Genomic DNA, 19,213 nt, shown 5'->3' on the forward strand with positions numbered 1-19,213 from the left:
ACCATCAGCGATGCCGCTGCAAAATCCCCTTTTCCTTGACGCAAGGCACAATCGGGTGAACGGTGCAGCTACGGCGGAACTCCTCCAAGCGAAAGGACCGGCATTGTCCAAAGATCCCCTGCTCCAGCCCTTCCAGCTCAAACATCTCACGCTTAAAAACCGGATAATGACCACCAGCCATGAGCCTGCATATCCGGTGGAGGGTATGCCAACGGACCGCTACCGCGCCTACCACGCGGAGCGGGCAAAGGCGGGCGTGGCGCTGGCGATGACCGCAGGCTCGGCCTCCGTGTCACGCGACAGCCCGCCGGTGTTCAACAACATCCTTGCCTACCGCGACGAGGTGGTCCCCCATATACGGAGCCTCACCGAGGCCTGCCACGAACATGGTTGTGCCACCATGATCCAGCTCACGCATCTGGGCCGCCGCACAACATGGAACAAAGGGGACTGGCTGCCCTCCCTCTCGTCGTCGAAACACCGCGAGCCTGCGCACCGCGCGTTTCCCAAACTCATCGAGGATTGGGATATCGAAAGGATCATCAGCGACTTCGCAGATGCCGCCGAGCGCATGCAGGCGGGCGGAATGGACGGGATCGAGCTTCAGGTCTACGGCCACCTGCTCGATCAATTCTGGTCACCGCTGACCAACGATCTGACCGGACCTTACGGCGCTGACACGCTGGAAAACCGGATGCGCTTCCCGCTTGATGTACTGGCGGCTGTGCGCAAACGTGTCGGGCCAGATTTCATTATCGGTTTCCGCTATACCGCCGACGAGGCGCAGCGCGGTGGCATCAACGCGGCCGAAGGGCTGGAAATTTCAACAAAGCTCGCCGCAACCGGACAGCTTGATTTTTTGAACGTGATCCGTGGCCGCATCCACACCGATCCGGCTATGACAGATCTGATCCCCGTGCAGGGCATGAAAAGCGCGCCCCATCTGGACTTCGCGGGCGAGGTCAAAAAGCTCACCGGTATGCCAACCTTTCATGCCTCCCGCATCCCCGATGTGGCCACCGCCCGCCACGCGATCGAGGCTGGACTTCTTGATATGGTGGGTATGACCCGTGCCCATATGGCCGATCCCCATATCGTGCGAAAAATCATCGAGGGGCGCGAGCATGACATTCGTCCCTGCGTCGGTGCGACCTACTGCCTTGACCGTATTTATCAGGCGGGTGATGCCCTGTGCATTCATAATGCCGCTACGGGTCGCGAGCTGACCATGCCGCACACCATCGCCCGCGCCACACAACCGCGCAAGGTGGTAATCATAGGGGCCGGTCCCGCAGGGCTGGAAGCCGCGCGCGTCGCGGCGGAACGCGGTCATGATGTCACTGTATTCGAGGCACAGCCCGATCCCGGCGGCCAGATCCGCCTCACCGCCCGGACCCCACGCCGCCGCGAGATGATCTCGATCATCGACTGGCGAATGTCGCAATGCGCGGCACGTGATGTGGTATTTCACTTTAACACTTGGGCGGAAGCCAAAGATATTACGGCCCTTGACCCCGATGTTGTCATCGTAGCCACCGGCGGTATTCCCAACACAGAGCTGTTCGAAACAAACACCGAGGCTGCGCATGTCATTACCACATGGGACATCATTGCAGGTGATATACAACCCGCCCAGAACATCCTGATCTACGACGAAAGCGGCGATCATCCCGCCCTGCAAGCTGCTGAAATCGCCGCTGGTGCCGGTGCAAAGGTCGAGGTGATGACCCCCGACCGCACATTTGCTCCTGACATTATGGCGATGAACCTCGTACCCTACATGCGCGCGCTTCAGGACAAAGATGTGACCTTTACCGTCACCCGCCGCCTATTGGGCGTCGAGAAGGCCGGTAATAAGCTACGTGCCACCATCGGCACCGACTATAGCGATCACACGTCCCAAAAGGATTATGATCAGGTTGTCGTAAACTACGGCACGCTCCCGCTCGACCAACTCTATTTCGATCTCAAACCCCACAGCAGTAATGCGGGCGCAGTAGATCATGAGGCCCTGATTACAGGCACGCCTCAAACCATCAACCGAAACTCCGCAGGCACGTTCCAGCTGTTTCGCATCGGGGATGCCGTCTCGGCACGAAACACCCACGCGGCCATCTATGACGCGCTGCGCCTGATGAAGGACATCTGATATGCGTACATTCTACAGCGAAGACCACCGTCTGCATTTCCCGCAAGCAGAACTGTCGGGAGGCGAGTTCGTCACCCCCTTCGAGCGCCCCTCCCGCGTCGAATACGTCCTTAACCGCCTGCGCGAGCGTGGCCTGAGCGATATCATGGCGCCCAGGCCGGTAGATATGGCGCCCATCCGCACCTTGCTCGATCCGGGCTACCTGTGTTTTCTCGAGACTGCGTGGGAAGAGTGGAAGCGTGAGGGCATGGCGGGCGAGATTATTGCCGCCAATGTGCCTGCGCGCGGCATGCACCTTGACCGTATCCCAACAAATATTGACGGCAAGGTCGGTTACTATTGCCACGCCTCCGAGACAGCGATTACGTCAGGCACCTGGGCTGCCGCCTTGTCATCAGCCGCTTGCGCACAGTCCGCCCTTGGCCATGTCGCTGCAGGCGCAGACGCTGCATTTGCGCTGTGCCGTCCCCCAGGTCACCACGCCACGGCGGATCAATACGGCGGATACTGCTTTATCAACAACGCCGCTGTGGTAGCACAGATGTTCCGTGACAAGGGGGCGGCTCGGGTTGCTATCCTCGACATTGATTTCCATCACGGTAACGGCACCCAGAACCTGTTTTATGACCGCGATGATGTGCTGTTCGCCTCGCTGCACGGTGCCCCCCAAGAGGCATATCCCTACTTCCTCGGTTATGCCGACGAAACAGGCATCGGCAAAGGCGATGGCTTGAACCTCAACTACCCCATGACAGCGGGCACAGGGTACGGTGCATGGGCCGCAGCGCTTGACGATGCCATCGGCAAAATCACCGCTTGGGGTGCCGACGCACTGGTGATCTCGCTTGGTGTGGACGCCTATAAGGACGATCCCATCAGCTTTTTCAAACTCGACAGCGATGACTTCACCAACGCAGGCCGCCGAATTGGCCGCATGAAGCTGCCCACAGTGTTCTGCATGGAGGGCGGCTATGCCATTGAGGCCGTTGGCATCAACACCGTCAACGTCCTCGAAGGCTTCAAAGACATTTGAGGCCTCAGCCATTAAAAAAGGGCGGAGCCGCTTGCGCAACTCCGCCCTGAATAGACTTCAGCCCGTTCCGCTTACTTAAGCAGCTCGGTCCACATCGCTGTATATAGATCAATTGCCGATTGCGGGCAGGTTGGCAGGAACTGACCCGCTGCTGCAAACTCCGCAGGTGTAACAATCTCGGGTGCAGTTTTCATATCTTCGGGCATAAACTCCTCCGATCCGGCAACACCGTTGGCATAGCGCGCGAAGGCCGAGATCATCGCAGCATTCTCTGGCTCGAGGATGAAGTTGATGAATTGATAGGCCTCATCCACGTTCTGCGCATCCGCCAGCAAGGCGACCGAATCCATGAACAAGGGATACCCCTCGACCGGATAGCCGTAGACGATATCGGGGTTGTTCACGCGCGCCCGCATGGTCGAGCCGTTCCAGTTGACGCTTGCTGCATAATCACCCGACGACAGCTTATCGGTGGTGCCGTAATCCATCGACAGCCACTTGGGTTTAGCCGCCATCATCTTGTCGCGGACCTTTTTCAGCAGCTCCAGATCTTCGGTGCAGGCCTCGCCACCCAGATTGAAGATCGCCATGTTGAGGACATCTGTCATCTCGGGTACGACATTGATTTTGCCTACCAACTCCTCCGGCGGGTTCAGGAACAACTCGGAAGTATTAACATCACCGCTGTAGACCGTTTTGTTGACTGCAATCCCGACCGATCCCCACTGCCACGGCACGGAGTGGGTCCGACCCGCGTCCCATGGCACATCTTTCCATTCGGCAGCGATGTTGCCGATGTTTGGAATACGGCTGTGGTCCAGCTCTGCAATGAGCCCTTTGCGCACATAGACGGGGATGTAATTGGCCGATGGCACGACAAGGTCAAAACCGGAACCGCCCGCCTCCACCTTTGTCAGCGCGGTCGTGTTGCTATCGTAATCGGTGATCGTGACTTCGATGCCGGTTTCGGCGGTGAATTTCTCAATCATTTCGGGGCTGGTGTAATTGCCCCAGTTGAACAGGTTAAGCTGCCCTTCGGCATAGGCGCCAAAGGTGCTGGCCAGCAAGGCTGTTGTAGCAAGAAGTGTGGTTTTCATCAGATATCTCCCAGTTGATGAGGCGCGGGTTAATCCCGCTTTTTGGTTACAAAGAAAAAGACCGTGAGTATGACCACAGTCAGCGCCAGAAGGGCGGTCGAGATCGCATTGACCTCCGGTGTCAGGGCGCGGCGCAATTGCCCCAGCATATAAGTGGGCAGTGTATCCTGCCCCGCTGATTTTACAAATTCCGTAATGATAACGTTATCAAGCGAGATGATGAACGCCAGCATCGCTCCCGCAATCACCCCGGGCAACAGCAGCGGCAACGTGACAAAGCGGAACGTCTGCCAGGGCGTTGCATAAAGATCGGCAGCCGCTGTCTCCATCGTGGTGTCCATCCCCTCCAGCCGCGCCTTGATCGGCAGATAGGCAAAGGGGATGCAGAACGCGGAATGGGCAAGGATCAGATAGCCAAGGCCGGTATAGCCGGTCGCGATCTTCACACTGGAAAAGAAGATCAAAAGTGCCACCGCAGTCACAATTTCGGGCACCATCAACGGTTGGTTGATGATGATATAGATCACGGTCTGCCCCTGGAACCTACCCCGCCGCGTAGTACCCAATGCAGCCATTGTCGCGACAGTGGTAGAAATGACCGCAGCCCAAAGCGCGATAATAAGCGAGCGCGCCGTGGCATCCTGCACCGCCTCGTTGTTCCATGCGACCGCATACCATTCGAGCGAAAAGCCACCCCACTGGTTTACCGAATTGCCGCCGTTGAATGAATAGATCACCAGCGTGATGATCGGCGCATAGAGCAGCACAAATGCCGTGATGGCGATAACCGTGAAGCCCGGCAGGGTCGTCACATCGAACGCGCGCCTAGCGGCCATTCTGACCCTCCTTCGAAGTGACCCGAGTATACAAAATAAGTGAGCCCAGCACGATCAGAAGCAGCACGGTCGACAGCGCAGCACCCAAAGGCCAGTTCTGGCCCTGCCCGAATTGCAACTCGATGAAATTACCGATCATCATATTCTTGCCCCCGCCCAGCACCCGCGGCGTCACATAGGCGCCAAGGCTCGGGATGAAGACAAGTATGGACCCGGCCACAATGCCCGGTCTGATTATGGGCAATATCACCCCGCGCAGCACCTGCCACCGTGAGGCGTAAAGATCATACCCCGCCTCGATCAGTTTGAAATCGAACCGGTCGATGGCTGCATAGAGTGGCAGGACCATCAACGGCAGATAGACATAAGCCATGCCGATGAGAACCGCAGTATCGGTATAGAGGATCTGGATCGGCTCGGAGATAAGCCCGAATTTGATCAGAGCGTTATTGAGAATACCCTGATTGCGGATGACCTCCATAATCGCGAACGTACGGATCAAAAGGTTTGTCCAGAATGGAATGGTGATTAAAAACAGCCAGATTGCACGTGATTTTGCAGGCCGCGTGGCAATGAACCATGCCGTGGGTAGACCGAAGGCAAAAGTGATCAGCGTTGTTGCGATCGAAAGTTTGACCGAGCGCCAGAAGATCGACAGATTGGCATCCGCGAGGCTCACGGTTTGATCAAAAATATCGCGCTGAAACAGGACATTGAACCAGCCATCACCGGAAAGTATCCACCGAACACCTGAATAGTCACCCTTTTCCAGCACTGAATAAAGAGCCACAATCAGCAACGGGCCACTCGCCGCAAGCACCAGAAGTATAAGTGCCGGCGCTGACAACAGCCATCCGTTGGCCCCGTTGCTGCGTCGCCGCCTCATGATTTCAGCACCTGAACTGCACGCGCATCAATCCGCAGGCCGACCACATCACCGACCTTCAAGCCGCCAGCCGAATTTGACTGTATCCGCGCCACCATCCGGCTTTGGTCGCCCAGTTCCAGCATGTAATGCGTATCGGTCCCCAGATAGGTAGCGTCGATGATTTTTGCCGCGATCCCCATCCCCGCCTTTGTAATGCTTACCTGTTCCGGCCGCACAGCAAGGGTCACCTCCCCCGCCTGCCCGTCCAGCGTGACCGAAAGAACGTCGCCCGTCCCGATCCGGACGCCCTCTCCCTCGACACGGCCCTCCACAAAATTCGTCTCGCCAATGAAGTCGGCTACAAAACGGTTCACCGGGCGGTCGTAAATATCATGCGGTGTGCCCACCTGCAAAAGCGCCCCCGCGGACATCACCGCAATCCGGTCGGACATCGTCAACGCTTCTTCCTGGTCGTGGGTTACGAAGATAAACGTGATGCCGGTTTCGGTTTGCAGGCGCTTCAACTCGGATTGCATCTCCTTGCGCAACTTGAGGTCCAACGCCGACAACGGCTCGTCGAGCAACAGAACCTCCGGCTCGGGCGCCAGCGCGCGCGCCAGTGCAACCCGCTGTTGCTGGCCACCCGACAGTTGTGCGGGCAGGCGATTGGCAAAATCCTCCAGCTTGACCAGCGCCAGCACACGTTCCACTGAGGCCTTGATCTGCGCACGCGGCTTGCCCTGCATCTTAAGGCCGAAACCGATATTATCGGCCACACTAAGATGCGGAAACAGGGCGTAGGACTGGAACACGGTATTCACCGGACGCTCGTTGGGCGGCGTATAAGTAATGTCGCGCCCCGACAGCGAGATGCACCCCGATGTAGGCGTCTCGAACCCCGCGATACACCGCAGGAGCGTGGTTTTTCCACATCCCGACGGCCCCAGCAGGGTGAAAAATTCGCCCTGTTTTATCGCGATGGACACATCCCCGAGGGCGGTTACCGCACTTGCCCCCGCACCATAAATCTTGCCGACATTGCGTGCGTCAATCGCGATATTTTCAACCAAATTCAACGTCCCCCTGCTGCTACTGTGCGATTTGCGTCCCCATTAGGCAAGGTAGTTGCGCAACATTTCCGGTTTGCGCTGTGCCCAGGGCGCGCTCTGCTCAAGTTCTGCACAAACTGCGATCAATGTTGCATCCGCACCGTATGCCGCGGCCAGATGAACCCCCACAGGCAATCCACTATCGGTCCAATGCATTGGCATACTTGCCGCAGGTTGGCCGCTGGCATTGAACGCCGCACAGAAAGGCGAATATTCAAACACACCGCCCGCACCTACGCGATAGCCTTCATAATCATCGCGGTCATGGGTGAACCGCCCAACAGATGCGGGCGGCTCGGCCAATGTGGCTGACAGCAAAATATCATACTTGTCAAACGTAGCTGCCATTGCCCGCCCGTAGGCATGCACCTTGTTGACCGCCGCCAGATACTCCGCCCCCGAAATTCCGCTTGCGAAGTCTCGCGCACTTGCGGCCACCCCCTGCACATCGCCCTGCCGAAAGGCTCGCCCCTGCGCCTCAAGCGTTTTATCGATCCAAAGGGCTGTGCCGCAGGCCACGATTTTGGTCCATGCGTGCATCATGCCCGCATGATCCGCCACCGGACAGGCAGGGAACACCGCATGCCCCATCTCCTCCAGCAGCTTGGCCGTCTTTTGAACCGCCACGCGACATTCGGGATCAACCGCTCCACCAGAAAACGTAGTTTCGCATACGCCGATCCTCAACCGCTTTGGCGGGCGGGCAATGGACTCCATGTAAGAATACTCCATCGCGGGGGCTACATATGGTGCGCCCAGATCAGGCCCCGCACAGGCATCCATCATCGCGGCATTGTCGCGCACAGAATGGCTCAGAAAACCGTCAATCGCCATACCGGCCCAACCTTCGCCCGACGCAGGCCCGTCGGGAAAGCGCGCGCGCGTCGCCTTGAACCCGAACAAGCCACAACTTGAGGCAGGTATCCGCACCGATCCGCCACCATCCGAACCATGCGCCATCGGCACGATTCCAGCCGCGACCGCCGCCCCCGACCCGCCCGATGATCCACCACTGGTGCGCGACACATCCCACGGATTGCGCGTCGGGCCGCCATAGACAGCCGCCTCTGTCACCGGCCCGATGCCGCCTTCGGGCGATGTGGTACGCCCGAATGTCACCACGCCAGTGCTCCGCATCCGCTCGAATATCGCGCTGTCAAATCCGTATTTGGTACCCTGCAAAAGATGCGAGCCGCTGTGTGATGGGAAATCAATCGCCTCTGCGCCCAAATCCTTGATCAAAAATGGCACGCCGCGGAATGGCCCCTCGGGCAATCCGGCCTTGATCGCCCGCCGCGCTGCATCTTCCTGCACCAGCACCACAGCATTGAGCGCAGGGTTCAGCGCCGCAACCCGCGCCAGCGCCTCGTCGAGCAACTCATCAGGGGAGGCCTCACCGGAGGCCACAAGCCCCGCCAGATATGTCGCATCTTCGCGCAGGGCATCGGTCATGTTGGCAACTCCTATCAGCCGGACGCGGAGGGTAACACCGGATGGTGGCATCGCCCCGCCTCTCATTCCCGCTCAGCATAGGCTGGCCTGCGCGTCACACAAATATAATTTTCGCTATAACATCCGCCTTGAACCGCCGCCCTCGACCCATGAGGCGTATTGCTCCGTCTTGCTGTTGAAAACTGTCCCCGACAGTGAGACAAGCACGGCGAAAACCGCACACGCTCCCCCTGTCACAACGCGAAAGCATCCCCATGGCCCCCAAAATCCGCATTGCCCTGTCCAGCGATCATGCAGCTATTGAACTGCGCCAGATCATCGCCACCCATATTGCCGCAAAAGGTTTCGAGGCTGTCGATATCGGCCCTACCTCACCGGAAAGCACGCATTACCCACAGCACGGTGAAGCAGCGGCGCGCCTTGTCGCCTCGGGCGATTGCACGCTGGGTATTATTCTATGCGGCACAGGTCAGGGCATCATGATGGCAGCCAACAAGGTGAAGGGCATCCGCTGCGGTGTCTGCGCGGATACGTTTTCCGCGAAAATGATCCGCGAGCATAACGATGCAAACATGCTGTCTATCGGTGCGCGGGTGGTTGACGAAACAAAAGCACTCCAGATCGTCGACGCGTTTCTTGGCGCGCAGTTCGAAGGAGGCCGTCACGCCACGCGCGTCGATATGATCAAAGCACTCGAAGGCTGATAGCTGATAGACGAAGCTGCCGGACATCGCGGCCCCTTGAACCGCCGCACTCCCGCCGCTAAACCAAAATCACCAATCATTGATAAGGTGCCACACCATGCTCGACCTCAGCTACGACACACCAAAAGTTCGCACAATTGCAGGGGCCAAGCAGGACTGGGAGCTGGTGATCGGTATGGAGGTTCATGCGCAGGTCAGCTCGCAAGCCAAGCTCTTCTCTGCCGCATCGACCAAATTCGGCGCAGAGCCCAACAGCAACGTGTCGTTCATCGACGCCGCCATGCCAGGCATGCTGCCCACGCTGAACGAGTTTTGTGTCGAGCAGGCTGTGCGCACGGGTCTGGGGCTCAAAGCGAAAATCAACCTGTGGTCTGCGTTTGACCGCAAAAACTATTTCTACCCCGACCTGCCCCAAGGCTACCAGATTTCCCAGCTTTATCACCCCATCGTGGGCGAGGGTGAAGTGCTGGTCGAGATGGGCGATGGCACGGCGCGTCTGGTCGGCGTCGAACGTATCCATCTTGAACAGGACGCGGGCAAATCGATCCATGACATGGACCCCAATATGTCCTTCGTCGATCTCAACCGCACCGGCGTCGCACTGATGGAGATCGTCTCGCGCCCCGACATTCGCGGGCCGGAAGAGGCCGCAGCATATCTGGCCAAACTGCGCCAGATTCTGCGCTACCTTGGCACCTGCAACGGCGACATGCAGTCAGGTGCGATGCGCGCCGACGTGAATGTCTCTATCTGTGCCCCCGGTCAGTATGAGAAATACGCCGCCACCGGTGATTTCTCCCACCTCGGGACGCGCTGTGAAATCAAGAACATGAACTCCATGCGCTTTATCCAGCAGGCGATCGAAGTCGAAGCCCGCCGCCAGATTGCCATTGTCGAGGCAGGCGGCGAAGTCACGCAGGAAACCCGCTTGTTTGATCCCGAAAAGCAGGAAACACGCAGCATGCGGAGCAAGGAAGAGGCGCATGATTACCGCTACTTCCCCGACCCCGATCTTCTGCCGCTGGTGATCGAGCAAGCATGGGTAGACCAGATCAAAGCAACCCTTCCCGAATTGCCCGACGCCAAGAAAGCGCGTTTTATCAACGACTTCAGCCTGAGTGACTATGACGCCTCCGTGCTGACCGCCGACTTGGACAGCTCCGCCTACTTCGAGCAAACAGCCCAAGGCCGTGACGGCAAGATGACCGCCAACTGGGTCATCAACGAGTTGTTTGGCCGCCTCAAGAAAGACGAAAAAGACATTTCTGAATCTCCCGTGACCCCTGCGATGCTCGGTGGCATCGTGGACCTCATCGCTTCCGAGGCGATAAGCGGTAAAATCGCCAAAGACGTGTTCGAGATCACCTACACTACAGGTCGCGACCCCGCCGAGATTGTGGACACCGAAGGCCTCAAGCAAGTCACCGACACAGGAGCTATTGAGGCCGCAGTGGACGAGATCATCGCCGCCAACCCCGATCAGGTGGCGAAAGCGCTGGAAAACCCCAAGCTCGCAGGCTGGTTCGTCGGTCAGGTGATGAAAGCTACAGGCGGCAAGGCCAACCCCAAAGCCGTCAACGACTTGGTCGCAGCAAAGCTCAAAGGCTGACATAAAAACTGGGCGTCACCATCGGTGCGCCCAGTTCGATAAATCCTCGGTCTTTTTCTTTACAGTTAGCGAACCTGAATGATGGCTCTAAATTTCTACCTTTAGGATTTTAGGTAATGTTATAGCCCAACAAGATCGTCATTACCTCCAACACCATCGGGAGTTTCGTCTGGACCGGTCACAGCCACACCATCCCGCTGCGTCTTTACCCCACCAATCCCCACACCAAAATCAAACTCGCGGCTCTGTAGATCAAGCCCCATATCCAATCCGATATAGCTGCCGTCCATCAAATACGCCGCCCCCACCGTGGGCCGCAGGCTGCGCGATTTGAGCATGTAATCAAGCCCCAAAGTCGCGGCAAAACTGTCCTCGTCATCGTCCGAGAACAGGCGCACGCCCACACCCGCATCCGCCTGTCCACCGCCGAACGACAGACTGAAGCCCAGCCCCACAGCAGGATCCGCCGCCACAGGCAGGGCAAGGGTCAGCGCGAAGGCGGATACCGTGAAAAATGTCTTGGTCAAATCAAATTCCTTAAATTCTGCAAATTCTGCGCCCGGATCACACACGCGGCATTGCCAAAGTTTAGCTCCAATCCCCCCCCCCAACGACAACCCCTGACAAAATAATCGCGCCCGACTGTAGTCTGAAATACACATCGCATCTCGCCCTATCCAAAACGCCATGCTAGCCTTTGCTCATGACAAATACATTCCGCTCCACGCCCCTCACCGTCCTGCCTGAATGGATCGATTATAACGGCCACCTCAATATGGCCTACTACTCGGTGCTGATGGATCAATCTGCTGATCAGGCCTATCCGCTGTTGGGCTTTGGCCCCGATTACCGCGACCGCACCGGCTGTACGACCTATGTGGCCGAATTCCACATTTGCTATGTGCGTGAATTGCACGAAGGCGATCTGGTGACCTCGACCTTCCACCTCATCGACTATGACGCCAAACGCTTCCATGTATTTCAGGAACTCTGGCATCAGGATGGCTGGCTCGCGGCGACGGGTGAAGCCCTCACACTGCATGTGGATCAATCTGGCGATACCCCGAAGGTCGCCCCAATGCCCGACGATATCATGGCGAATATGGCCGCGATGAAGCAGTCACAGGCCCATCTGCCTCTACCCGAACGGGCAGGCCGGAAAATCGGGATCGTAAGAAAGTAGTGCAAGAGCGCGTGAAAGTGCTGCACGCAGTACTGTTTGCCTGTATTTTCTGCACAAAGCACACCCTCCCTTCCGACAGCAAATAGGCCGCTGCGCAGGTCGCGCTGCTGCGCTGAAACCGCTGTTCCCTTTCCGCCCGCGCCACGCTAAAACACATCAAACAGTCCGAAAGCATGCACATGCCCCGTTACGAATACAAGGTCGTTCCTGCCCCTACAAAAGGGCTTAAAGGTAAAGGCGTGCGGGGATCCGAGGCGCGGTTCTCCTTCGCGGTTCAGGAACTGATGAACGGTATGGCAGGCTACGGCTGGGAGTATCAGCGCGCAGAGACGCTGCCCTCACAGGAACGATCCGGCCTGACCGGCACCACCACCGAATGGCGAAATGTATTGGTGTTTCGCCGGATCCGCGCTTCAGACGCTTCGGAGTTCCAACCAGAACTGCTGCCTGCCCCCGAAGAGATAGCCGAAGACGACAGCGAGACCATCGAGCCCCCGACAATGGGTCAAGACACAAAGAATGCGCCCCTGACCGATAACGGCGTCGAGGATACGCAGGCAGACAGCTCTATCGGGGCCTCCCTCAGCATACTTGCCCGCGCCCGCAATCTGGCGCTGAGAACTCCCGAAGCAGACCCCAAAGAAGACACCGACCCTAAAAGTTAAGGTGCAATATCCAGTGATAGAGCATGGATGCGACCAATCAGCCCAGCCCCGAGCGCGCTGTGTACAGCGCGGTGCTTTGCCACACGGCTGAGGCCTGCAAATTCCGGTGCAGTGATCGCAACATCAAAATGCGTCTCGCCCCCTTCGCGGTGCCCTGCATGGCCGCGATGAGCTTCACTCACATCCTCGACCTCCAACCGCTCCACAGTGAACGCTGTCCGCAGCGCCGCTTCGATCTCGTCTTTGACTGGCATAAACCCTCCTACAGGAGCGATTTTTTTTCGCCGCCCCCTTCCCTCTGACAACCACACGTCTAGAGTGATCGCCTTGAGTCGGAAAGGTGTACCCATGCGAAAGAACGATCCCTTTGGTTTTGACATGTCGGTTTCTTCCGCGAAAAAGAAGAATCCGCGCGGCCGTCGCGGCATGTCCGGCGCGTCCGAGACGTCAACACGGGTCTGCGATCATGACGGATGTGACGAGGCCGGCAAATACCGCGCGCCCAAAGCGCCTGACGTGCTGGATGATTATTTCTGGTTCTGCCAGCAGCACGTCCGCGAGTATAATACGAAGTGGAATTTCTTCCACGGCACCACAGAAGCGGAGATGAACGCGCAGCTGTCCGAAGACAAGGTCTGGGATCGCCCGACCAAGCCTATGACAGATCCCGAAGCCCGTGCATGGGCGCGTCTGGGCATCGAGGACCCGCATCAGGTGCTAGGGGCCAATGCCACGCAAAACCCCGGCAAAGGTCCGCAGGCAGGCCGTCGTTTGCCGCCTACCGAGCGTAAGGCGCTGGAGGTTCTGGACGCTAAGGACAATCTGACAAAACCGGAAATCAGAAAGATTTACAAATCCTTGATCAAGGTTCTTCATCCGGACATGAATGGTGGCGACCGCTCGCAAGAAGAGCAGTTGCAGCAAGTTGTCTGGGCGTGGGATCAGCTTAAGTCGAGCCGCAACTTCAAAGACTAAAGCGCGGCAAAAAATCAGTCGGGTCACGGGCTTCTCCGTGCCCGATTAAACAAAAAGTAAAACCGTTTAGGCAGGCAATGTTTTACACCTGACCCAAACGCCGGAAAATCCCTTGTAGATCAACGGAAATCAGTCAGGTTTCGTGGCTGCCGGCATTGCGCGGTAAATTTTAGGCCTTTCCCTTGAACCTCTGCGCGATATGTTGCATCGCAGACGTGGTTGACCCCGAGCGGGGCATATAGATTTAGGATGATAAAGCATGGCTGACGGCGGACTGGACCTCAACGCAACCCCGACCAAGGAAATCTCGGTTCGTGAGGTGTTTGGCATCGACACAGACATGACGATCATGGGCTTCGAGCATCGCACTGATCGCGTGCCGGATTTGGACAGCACATATAAATTCGACGCAGACACCACGCTGGCGATCCTTGCAGGGTTTTCGCATAATCGCCGCGTTATGGTTCAAGGCTATCACGGGACGGGTAAATCCACCCACATCGAACAGGTGGCAAGCCGCCTGAACTGGCCAACCGTGCGCGTTAACCTCGACAGCCATATCAGCCGGATCGACTTGATCGGTAAGGACGCGATCAAGTTGGTCGATGGCAAGCAGGTCACTGCGTTTCAGGAAGGTATCCTGCCTTGGGCGCTCCGCACGCCGACTGCTATCGTGTTTGACGAATATGATGCAGGCCGTGCGGACGTTATGTTCGTGATCCAGCGAGTGCTGGAAGTAGATGGTAAACTGACTTTGCTGGATCAGAACAAGGTGATCACGCCTCATCCGTACTTCCGTATCTTCGCGACCGCGAATACGGTAGGTTTGGGCGATACCACAGGCCTTTACCACGGTACTCAGCAGATCAACCAAGGCCAGATGGACCGCTGGTCGCTGGTCTCGACGCTAAACTATCTTAGCATTGAGTCGGAAACACAAATCGTTTTGGCCAAGAACCCGCATTTCGACACCCCGGAAGGACGCAAAACGGTTAAGCAAATGGTGACCGTTGCAGACCTCACCCGCACCGCGTTCATGAACGGCGATCTGTCCACGGTTATGTCGCCGCGTACCGTGATCGCATGGGCGCAAAATGCCGAAATCTTCAAGAACGTGGGCTATGCCTTCCGCCTCAGTTTCCTCAACAAATGTGACGAACTTGAGCGTCAGACGGTAGCCGAATTCTACCAGCGTCTATTCAACGAAGAACTGCCGGAGTCTGCTGCAAGCGTCAGCTTGGGTTAAGGATAAAAGCGGCATCCGGTAGCGATCGTCCATCTTTATGTCATGCGCAAAATTGAACATGTAGAATTAAAAAAGGCCGCACCAGAGACCGGGACCGCGAAGTGAGACGCCATTGGCGTATGACTTTCGGTCCGGCATAATGACTAATCGCCGTGGTACCGGTATGGAGTTTATGTGATGTCTAAACCAACCGACAATCCTGCCGACGCGTTCAAAAAGGCGCTTGCCGAAGCGGCCAAGGTAATGGCCAACGATCCCGATCTGACGGTCAGTTATTCTGTCGATCCTTCGGGGTTGTCCGGTGATGCAATGCGCCTGCCGCAGGTGACCCGCCGCATGACGCGCGACGAAGTGATGCTCGCACGCGGTACGGCAGACGCACTCGCCCTCAATCGTCGCTATCACAACGGCCAGACCCACGCCCGCTATGAGCCGCAGGGCGAGATGGCGCGGGATCTGTACGAGGCGATGGAAACAGCCCGCTGTGAGGCAGTCGGTGCCCGTGACATGCCCGGAACTGCCGGAAATATTGACGCGAAGATTAAGCACGAGGCCCTGCGCAAGGGCTATGATCAGGTCAAATCTGCCTCCGATGTGCCGCTGGCCGTCGCCGCAGGGTATCTGGTACGCCATCTGGCCACGGGTCGCGATATGCCTGCCGGGGCAGATAACGTGATGGAGTTATGGCGCGGCTATATCGAGGACAGCTGTGGCGGCACGCTCGCTGATCTGGAAGACGCCCTCGACGATCAGGCAAAGTTTGCAAAATTTGCGCGTCAGATTATCACCGATCTGGGCTATGCCGACCAGCTGGGCGATGACCCCGACGGCGCGGACGACGATCAGGAAGATCAGGCCGAGGAAGGCAGCGACGAGCAGGACGACCCCGACAGCAGCGGCAACGACGAGCAGGACGAGGAGGATGCAGACGCCTCCCCCGAGCAGTCGCAGGACGAGCAGCAAGATGCCTCGCAGGCGCAAGTCTCCATGGATGAAATGGCCGATCAGGAGATGGGCGACGAGGCGGAAATGCCTGAGGGCGATGCCCCGATGGAGCCCCCTCAACCGCAGCCCGTCTCGGACGCCGATCCGAACTATACCGTCTACCGGACCGAAGATGACGAAGTTGTGGGCGCCGAGGAACTGGCAGAGCCCGCCGAGTTGGAGCGTCTTCGCGCCTACCTCGATCAGCAGCTGGAACCGTTGAAAGGTGCTGTAAGCCGTTTGGCAAACAAATTACAACGCCGCCTTCAGGCCCAGCAAAACCGAAGCTGGGAATTCGATCTTGAGGAAGGGACGCTTGATGCAGGCCGTCTGGCGCGGATTGTAGCCAGCCCGACAACGCCGCTGAGCTTCAAGGTCGAAAAAGATACCGAATTTCGCGATACGGTTGTAACCCTTTTGCTGGATAACTCCGGCTCGATGCGGGGAAGGCCCATCTCGATCGCGGCGATTTGTGCGGATGTTCTGGCCCGCACGCTGGAACGGTGCAACGTGAAGGTCGAAATCCTTGGATTTACCACACGTGCATGGAAAGGCGGCCAAGCCCGCGAGCATTGGCTCAATGAAGGTCGCCCTACCGGTCCCGGACGCCTGAATGATCTGCGCCACATCATCTATAAATCCGCAGACGCTCCGTGGCGGCGCACCCGTCCCAATCTGGGACTGATGATGAAAGAGGGATTGCTCAAGGAGAACATCGACGGTGAAGCGCTGGAATGGGCACACCGGCGGATGATGGCACGCTCGGAATCGCGCAAGATTTTGATGGTGATCTCCGATGGCGCACCTGTGGATGACAGCACACTATCGGTGAATCCGGCGAATTTTCTGGAAAAGCACCTGCGCGACGTAATTGGCATGGTCGAAAAAAAGAAAGCTGTTGAACTGTTGGCCATCGGGATCGGGCATGATGTGACCCGTTACTATGACCGCGCGGTCACGATTACTGACGTGGAGCAACTGGCAGGTGCCATGACGGAGCAACTTGCTTCGCTCTTTGATACGGACCCGCGCAAACGGGCGCGTGTCATGGGGATGCGGCGCACAGGCTGAGAAAGCACGATCCGCGGTTACAGGAAAAAAAATGAAGAAGAGGATGTCGGGTGTTTCAGTCATTTGAGGTCAAGGCACGGCCTGATCAGGGCCCGCCCCGTTTGGCACAAATACGTAATCAGATGAAGGCCGCTGGCCTTGACGGATTCGTGATACCGCGGGCAGACGCACATCAGGGCGAGTATGTGGCAGCACGCGATGCACGGCTGGCGTGGCTCACAGGATTTACCGGATCTGCGGGTTTCTGTGTGGCTTTGCAAGAACAGGCAGGTATGTTTATCGACGGGCGCTATCGCACACAGATAAAGGCACAAGTGGCGGATGTTTACACTCCTGTGCATTGGCCAGAAGTGTCAATGGCCGACTGGCTGCGCGCCCAGTTGCCGAATGGCGGGCGCGTGGGTTTTGATCCATGGCTGCATACAGTCGAGCAAATTGCGCAGGCAACCAAAGCCTTGGCAGGGAGCGGCGTCGAGCTGATTCAATCCGCCAATCTGGTCGATGCAATCTGGGAGGACCAGCCTGCCCCGCCGATGGCTCCGGCCAAAATACATCCTGTTGAATTTGCGGGAGAGACACACGAGGCAAAGCGCGCGCGGCTTGCCCGAACGCTGACGGAGGCTGGCGAAAAGGCCGCCGTAATTACCCTTCCTGACAGTATTTGTTGGTTGTTGAACATTCGCGGCGCGGACATAGAGCGCAACCCTGTCGTCCACGGCTTCGCGATTTTACACGCCGATGGGGTCGTTGATCTGTTCTCGGAGCCCTCGAAATACGAGGGGCTCGAGACGCATCTGGGAAGTGAAGTACGCCTGCATACCCCCAGCGCATTTCTGGATGTTTTGGAAGCGTTGGATGGCCCTGTGCGGATTGACGCATCGACCGTACCCCAGCTTGTCGCCGATGCGTTAGGCAACGCTTCCGTCAGCGGTCAGGAACCTTGCGCATTACCAAAGGCCTGCAAAAACAGCGCCGAGATCGAGGGCGCAGCCCAAGCGCACCTACGAGACGGCGCCGCTATAGTTGAAATGCTATACTGGCTCGACGCACAAGAGGCCGGAACACTGACCGAGAGCGAGGTGGTCACCCAGCTCGAAAGCATCCGGCGGCGCGACAACGGGCTACAGGATATCAGTTTTGAAACCATCGCAGGCACCGGTCCGAACGGTGCGATCATGCATTACCGTGTAACAACCGAGACCGACAGCGTGCTGGAGGACGGCCATCTTATTGTCCTCGACAGTGGTGGTCAGTACCTTGACGGTACGACCGATATTACCCGAACCATCGCCATCGGAACGCCCCCCTTGGAAGCAGCACAGGCCTTTACCCGTGTGCTGGCCGGCATGATCGCAATGAGCCGCCTGCGCTGGCCGCGGGGCCTTGCTGGTGCGCATATCGAAGCCATCGGGCGTATGCCTTTGTGGCTTGCGGGGCAGGATTTTGATCATGGGCTCGGCCACGGGGTGGGCGCCTATCTGAGTGTTCACGAGGGGCCTCAGCGCCTGAGCAAGGTGAGCATGGTACCGTTGGAGGCGGGAATGATCCTGAGCAACGAGCCGGGATATTACCGTGAGGGTGCCTTTGGCATCCGTCTTGAAAATCTGCTGGTCGTTCAGAAAGCCGCAGCCATTCCCGGAGGGGACGCGCACCGCGAGATGCTCGAATGGCGCACGCTTGCATTTGCGCCAATAGACAGGCGTCTGGTCGTTGCAGATATGTTGGAGCCTGCCGCACGTGAGTGGCTCAATGCCTATCACGCGCAGGTTGCAGAGAACATCGGGCCAAGGGTTACACCGCAGGCAAAAGAGTGGTTAGATAAAGCAACCGCGCCGATTTAGCGTGTTGTGATTTCATAATATTTTCGGGGGGAGAGTTGAAATGGTTGACTATATTACGATACGAAAAGCGCAAGGTACATGGACCGTGCGCGCGGGCGGTGCAGTGCTGGGAGAGAGCGCCCAAGCGCTGGAGCTGGTGGAAGGAGATTACCCACCGGTCATCTATTTCCCGCGCAGCGACATAGCGATGGCGTTCCTTGACGCCAGTGAAAAGACATCCCATTGCCCGCACAAAGGCGATGCACGCTATTTCAGTGTGGTGACAAAGAGCCGTACGCTCCAGAACGTCGTATGGTCGTATGAGGAACCCAACGATGTTGTTGAGCAGATCAAAGATTACCTCGCCTTTCACACTATCCCAGAAATAACTGTCGAGCAGATCTAGACCGAT

18 protein-coding genes are annotated in these 19,213 nt (G+C 57.7%); 11 read left to right on the forward strand and 7 right to left on the reverse strand.

Annotated elements, in window-relative coordinates; translation table 11 throughout:
- Positions 1–103: 103 nt before the first annotated feature.
- Both C8N30_RS01345 and C8N30_RS01350 read left to right on the forward strand, forming a co-directional pair.
- Positions 104–2,149, forward strand: coding sequence for an NADH:flavin oxidoreductase (locus C8N30_RS01345; protein ID WP_025062694.1), 2,046 nt, complete (start codon positions 104–106; stop codon positions 2,147–2,149).
- A 1-nt stretch (position 2,150) separates the two neighbouring features.
- Positions 2,151–3,182 (forward strand): histone deacetylase family protein, encoded by a 1,032-nt coding sequence (locus C8N30_RS01350; RefSeq protein WP_025062695.1) that lies wholly within the window; start codon positions 2,151–2,153, stop codon positions 3,180–3,182.
- A 71-nt stretch (positions 3,183–3,253) separates the two neighbouring features.
- Here C8N30_RS01350 and C8N30_RS01355 read toward each other — a convergent pair whose 3' ends face one another.
- The 5 genes from C8N30_RS01355 to C8N30_RS01375 are packed head-to-tail and all read right to left on the reverse strand — an operon-like array spanning position 3,254 to position 8,544.
- Complete coding sequence (locus tag C8N30_RS01355) at positions 3,254–4,279, reverse strand: extracellular solute-binding protein (protein ID WP_025062696.1); 1,026 nt, start codon at positions 4,277–4,279, stop codon at positions 3,254–3,256.
- Between the two features lie 29 nt (positions 4,280–4,308).
- Positions 4,309–5,115 (reverse strand): ABC transporter permease, encoded by an 807-nt coding sequence (locus C8N30_RS01360; RefSeq protein ID WP_025062697.1) that lies wholly within the window; start codon positions 5,113–5,115, stop codon positions 4,309–4,311.
- A complete protein-coding gene (locus C8N30_RS01365) occupies positions 5,105–6,001 on the reverse strand; it encodes an ABC transporter permease (protein WP_025062698.1) in 897 nt (298 codons plus the stop codon). Before C8N30_RS01365 ends, C8N30_RS01360 begins: the two co-directional genes overlap by 11 nt.
- On the reverse strand, positions 5,998–7,053 hold the full coding sequence (locus C8N30_RS01370; RefSeq protein WP_025062699.1) for an ABC transporter ATP-binding protein: 1,056 nt from the start codon (positions 7,051–7,053) through the stop codon (positions 5,998–6,000). Before C8N30_RS01370 ends, C8N30_RS01365 begins: the two co-directional genes overlap by 4 nt.
- 42 nt (positions 7,054–7,095) lie before the next feature.
- Positions 7,096–8,544 (reverse strand): amidase, encoded by a 1,449-nt coding sequence (locus C8N30_RS01375; protein WP_025062700.1) that lies wholly within the window; start codon positions 8,542–8,544, stop codon positions 7,096–7,098.
- A 254-nt stretch (positions 8,545–8,798) separates the two neighbouring features.
- Between C8N30_RS01375 and rpiB the strand changes: the two genes are divergently transcribed.
- A complete protein-coding gene (gene rpiB / locus C8N30_RS01380) occupies positions 8,799–9,248 on the forward strand; it encodes a ribose 5-phosphate isomerase B (protein WP_025062701.1) in 450 nt (149 codons plus the stop codon).
- 97 nt (positions 9,249–9,345) lie between these two features.
- The gene (gene gatB, locus C8N30_RS01385; RefSeq protein WP_025062702.1) at positions 9,346–10,857 is read left to right on the forward strand and encodes an Asp-tRNA(Asn)/Glu-tRNA(Gln) amidotransferase subunit GatB; all 1,512 of its coding nucleotides are present in this window, start codon (positions 9,346–9,348) and stop codon (positions 10,855–10,857) included.
- A 119-nt stretch (positions 10,858–10,976) separates the two neighbouring features.
- Here gatB and C8N30_RS01390 read toward each other — a convergent pair whose 3' ends face one another.
- Positions 10,977–11,384 (reverse strand): hypothetical protein, encoded by a 408-nt coding sequence (locus tag C8N30_RS01390; protein ID WP_147419665.1) that lies wholly within the window; start codon positions 11,382–11,384, stop codon positions 10,977–10,979.
- A gap of 176 nt (positions 11,385–11,560) precedes the next feature.
- Between C8N30_RS01390 and C8N30_RS01395 the strand changes: the two genes are divergently transcribed.
- On the forward strand, positions 11,561–12,040 hold the full coding sequence (locus C8N30_RS01395) for a thioesterase family protein (RefSeq protein WP_025062704.1): 480 nt from the start codon (positions 11,561–11,563) through the stop codon (positions 12,038–12,040).
- A 179-nt stretch (positions 12,041–12,219) separates the two neighbouring features.
- On the forward strand, positions 12,220–12,705 hold the full coding sequence (locus tag C8N30_RS19550; RefSeq protein WP_025062705.1) for a DUF4177 domain-containing protein: 486 nt from the start codon (positions 12,220–12,222) through the stop codon (positions 12,703–12,705).
- Here C8N30_RS19550 and C8N30_RS01405 read toward each other — a convergent pair.
- Positions 12,702–12,959, reverse strand: coding sequence for a BolA family protein (locus tag C8N30_RS01405; protein ID WP_025062706.1), 258 nt, complete (start codon positions 12,957–12,959; stop codon positions 12,702–12,704). The two genes, C8N30_RS19550 and C8N30_RS01405, sit on opposite strands and share 4 nt — an antisense overlap.
- A 94-nt stretch (positions 12,960–13,053) precedes the next feature.
- On the opposite strand from C8N30_RS01405, the gene C8N30_RS01410 reads away from it, so the two are divergent.
- The 5 genes from C8N30_RS01410 to C8N30_RS01430 all read left to right on the forward strand — a co-directional run bounded on the left by C8N30_RS01410 (position 13,054) and on the right by C8N30_RS01430 (position 19,207).
- On the forward strand, positions 13,054–13,680 hold the full coding sequence (locus C8N30_RS01410; protein ID WP_025062707.1) for a J domain-containing protein: 627 nt from the start codon (positions 13,054–13,056) through the stop codon (positions 13,678–13,680).
- 259 nt (positions 13,681–13,939) lie between these two features.
- Positions 13,940–14,926 carry a cobaltochelatase subunit CobS gene (gene cobS / locus C8N30_RS01415; RefSeq protein ID WP_025062708.1) on the forward strand — a complete coding sequence of 329 codons (987 nt, stop codon included), beginning with the start codon at positions 13,940–13,942 and terminating at the stop codon, positions 14,924–14,926.
- 177 nt (positions 14,927–15,103) lie between these two features.
- Positions 15,104–16,981 carry a cobaltochelatase subunit CobT gene (gene cobT, locus C8N30_RS01420; RefSeq protein ID WP_025062709.1) on the forward strand — a complete coding sequence of 626 codons (1,878 nt, stop codon included), beginning with the start codon at positions 15,104–15,106 and terminating at the stop codon, positions 16,979–16,981.
- Between the two features lie 50 nt (positions 16,982–17,031).
- Positions 17,032–18,822: an aminopeptidase P family protein gene (locus tag C8N30_RS01425; protein ID WP_025062710.1), complete on the forward strand. Its 1,791-nt coding sequence runs from the start codon at positions 17,032–17,034 to the stop codon at positions 18,820–18,822.
- Between the two features lie 40 nt (positions 18,823–18,862).
- Complete coding sequence (locus C8N30_RS01430; protein WP_025062711.1) at positions 18,863–19,207, forward strand: DUF427 domain-containing protein; 345 nt, start codon at positions 18,863–18,865, stop codon at positions 19,205–19,207.
- Positions 19,208–19,213: the final 6 nt, after the last annotated feature.

Origin of the sequence: Sulfitobacter guttiformis, assembly GCF_003610455.1 — a bacterium.
Classification (GTDB): Bacteria; Pseudomonadota; Alphaproteobacteria; order Rhodobacterales; family Rhodobacteraceae; genus Sulfitobacter; species Sulfitobacter guttiformis.